Consider the following 3,118-nt stretch of genomic DNA (forward strand, 5'->3'; position numbering starts at 1 on the left):
TAATAGGAGGGTACTTATGCATACTTATTTTATTTTTGGAATTTTTATTTTTTTCCTTAATACATTATGTGTGATTTCTTTAATCTTTATTGAAAGACGTAAACCAACTACCACTTGGGCTTGGATTTTAGTTTTAACTCTATTACCAGGTATAGGTTTTTTAATTTATTTAATTTTTGGACAAAATTTAAGTCGTGAAAAAATATTTAAACAAAAAACTTTAAGAGATGAAAAAAAAGCTTATATATTAGAAAAAAAACTGAACCTTACTAATGGTAAAATAGATGTTACTAATGAATTTTCAGATTTGTTAAAAATGAATTTTAATCACTGTGGCTCTATATATACTATAGGAAATGAAGTAGAAGTTTACACTAAAGGATCTGATAAATTTAAAAATTTATTAAAAGATATAAAAAATGCTAAAAAATTTATTCATTTAGAATATTATATTTTTAGATTTGATTCTTTAGGACAAGAAATAATAAATGCTTTAAAAGAAAAAGTAGATGAAGGTTTAGAGGTTAGATTGCTTGTTGATGGTATGGGCTCTAGAACATTAGCTTGTAAATATAAAAAATATATAAGAAGTTTAGGAATAAACTTTGAAGTATTTTTCCCTGGGTTATTTACATATATAAATTTACGTATAAACTATAGAAATCATAGAAAATTAGCTATTATTGATGGTGAAATCGGTTATGTTGGTGGCTTTAATGTAGGAGATGAATATGTAAATGGAGGAGATATGTTTCCTTTTTGGCGTGATACCCATTTAAGAATACAAGGGGAGGCAGTAAATGAACTAAATAAAAGATTTTTAATGGATTGGGATTATGCCGCTAAAGAAGATTTATTTAATAATAAAAAATATTTTCCTTTAGCTAAAAATTTAGGTTCTATAGGAATTCAAGTTGTTTCCTCTGGACCTGATAACAAAGAAGAATATATTGAAAATTCATATTTAAAAATAATAAATAATGCTAAAAAAAATGTATATATACAAACTCCTTACTTAGTACTTGATGATTCTTTAATTAACGCTTTAAAAATTTCAGCTTTATCTGGAGTTGATGTTAAGATAATGGTACCTTATAAAAATGATGCTATATATATGAAATGGGCTGTAAATTCAAACATTGCTCTTTTAATAGATTGTGGTGTTAAATTTTATAAATATAAAAAAGGATTTATTCATGCTAAAACTATAGTAGCTGATTCTAATGTAGCTAGTGTGGGAACTGCAAACTTTGATATTAGAAGTTTTAAACTTAATTTTGAAGTAGTTAGTGTTATTTACAATGAAAAATTAGTAAGAAAATTAGAAAATATTTTTATTAATGATGAAAAAAATTGTTTTATATTAAGCAAAGAAAATTTTGCTCACAGAAAAAAAACCACCAAAATTATGGAAGCACTTATTAGATTAGTATCTCCAATATTATAAAATAAAACCACTTTTTATAGGATAAATTATTAATTAATTACTCTATAAAAGGTGGTTATTACTTTAATTTATATCATCATGTACTTCATATACAGTACCTTCTATTATGTTACCATATTTAAATTCTCTACTTTGAATTTTATTAATATTGTCTTGATTAAAAGGTATATATTCTATATTAAAGCAATATCCTTTTTTATCATAATAATAATCATATATAACAACATTTTTTAATTTTAATTCATCTAAAGCAGAAATTATACGCTTTCTTTGAATATCAATTCTTTTTGTTCCCCAAAATATACTTCTACTAAACTCCATTAAAGTTATGTTTTCACTATATCCTTTTTCTTCTATAGCCAATTTCATTCTGTTTTTTTGTAGCATAACAGCTAATTGTTGTGAATCTGCACTTAAATTATTATATAAATCATCATAAAAGTTTATAGTATTATCTTTTATAATAACATCTTCTATTATTCCACTTAAATAAACAGTGGCTTTTTTTCTTCCTTCTAGCTCTTCTATTTTAGCTTCAAAGAAAACTCCATTTATAGAATGTCCTTTAAATTTATATGATATTTTCATACTAGCTATTTTAGCTATACTATCTTCAACCATATTTCTATATCTAGTTTGGTTTTTAAATCCTAATTCTTCTACTATATCTGATATATATTTTTCAATCTTTTTACCTGAAAGTACTTCATAAAAATGCTGATAAAAATATAAAATAATTTTTTTATCAAAATTATTAAAAGTTTTTAATGTTTTTAATATAGCCATTTTAGTTACCATATCTCCTACATTAGAAACTCCTTCTCCATTTTTTATTTTCATAAAAGTTTCATGTTCTAATTGTAATAATAATTCTTGTTGCTGATCAACATCACTATATATAAGTTTATCAATGGTAGAATTAAATGAAGTGTAATCTTGCATATCTATTTTATCCTTATCCGTAGAATTTAAAAAATCAATTCTATTTGTGGTATCTATAGCAATATCTCCTATTATACTTGGAACTCTTGTTACTTTAACATCTTTAAAATAATCAATAGATAGTTTTAAAATATCATTCTTAAATGCTACTTTTATTGATCTTTTTTGCCTATCATATAAATAAGGATATTCTGTTAAAAGAATATCTTCATTAGTTTCCCATTCTTTTAACTTTTTTATAATATCTTTTTTATAATTATTTATGTTAGATTTTTTAAATTTTTCTATAAATTCTTCATTAGAAAGTATTCCACTATTGACTTTTTCATATTCTAAATTAACAAATGTAAGCTCTTTATTTAAAGCACTTTTTTCATCATTAATTAATTTTTTATTCCAATTTCTTTTAGTATAAATAATAGTTCTTTTTAAATTTCTAATAAGAATTTCATTTATACTTTTATCATTTATTTTTTTTATATCTTTTATTAAAGAATTGTAAAATCCTTTAAAGTTTTTATCTATTAATTTTTCATACTTTAATTTAAATCTATAATAAACTTCATGTTCAAAATCATTGTTTTTCATAGCATCCCACCTCATAAAGAAATTATAACATATATTTATTTATGTATTAAATATATAAATTTATATAAAACTTCTTTGCTTAATATATAGTATATATATTACATTTTATTTTTGCTTCTAGTTTAGCACATATTATGTATC

Annotated in this window: 2 protein-coding genes; one reads left to right on the forward strand and one right to left on the reverse strand. The window is 22.3% G+C overall.

The genetic code is table 11. The features are described from left to right. Window positions 1–16 precede the first annotated feature (16 nt). Window positions 17–1,447 (forward strand): cardiolipin synthase, encoded by a 1,431-nt coding sequence (cls, locus tag GBZ86_RS14315; protein WP_152891787.1) that lies wholly within the window; start codon window positions 17–19, stop codon window positions 1,445–1,447. Window positions 1,448–1,510: 63 nt separating this feature from the next. Here cls and GBZ86_RS14320 read toward each other — a convergent pair whose 3' ends face one another. Continuing rightward, window positions 1,511–2,977: a hypothetical protein gene (locus tag GBZ86_RS14320; RefSeq protein WP_152891789.1), complete on the reverse strand. Its 1,467-nt coding sequence runs from the start codon at window positions 2,975–2,977 to the stop codon at window positions 1,511–1,513. Between the last annotated feature and the right edge of the window lie 141 nt (window positions 2,978–3,118).

The sequence above is a fragment of the Clostridium tarantellae genome (genome assembly GCF_009295725.1).
Taxonomy (GTDB): Bacteria; Bacillota; Clostridia; order Clostridiales; family Clostridiaceae; genus Sarcina; species Sarcina tarantellae.

Coding starts and splice junctions, on each gene's coding strand:
- cls (WP_152891787.1), top strand. CDS start 17: ATGCATACTTATTTTATTTTTGGAATTTTTATTTTTTTCCTTAATACA.
- GBZ86_RS14320 (WP_152891789.1), bottom strand. CDS start 2,977: ATGAAAAACAATGATTTTGAACATGAAGTTTATTATAGATTTAAATTA.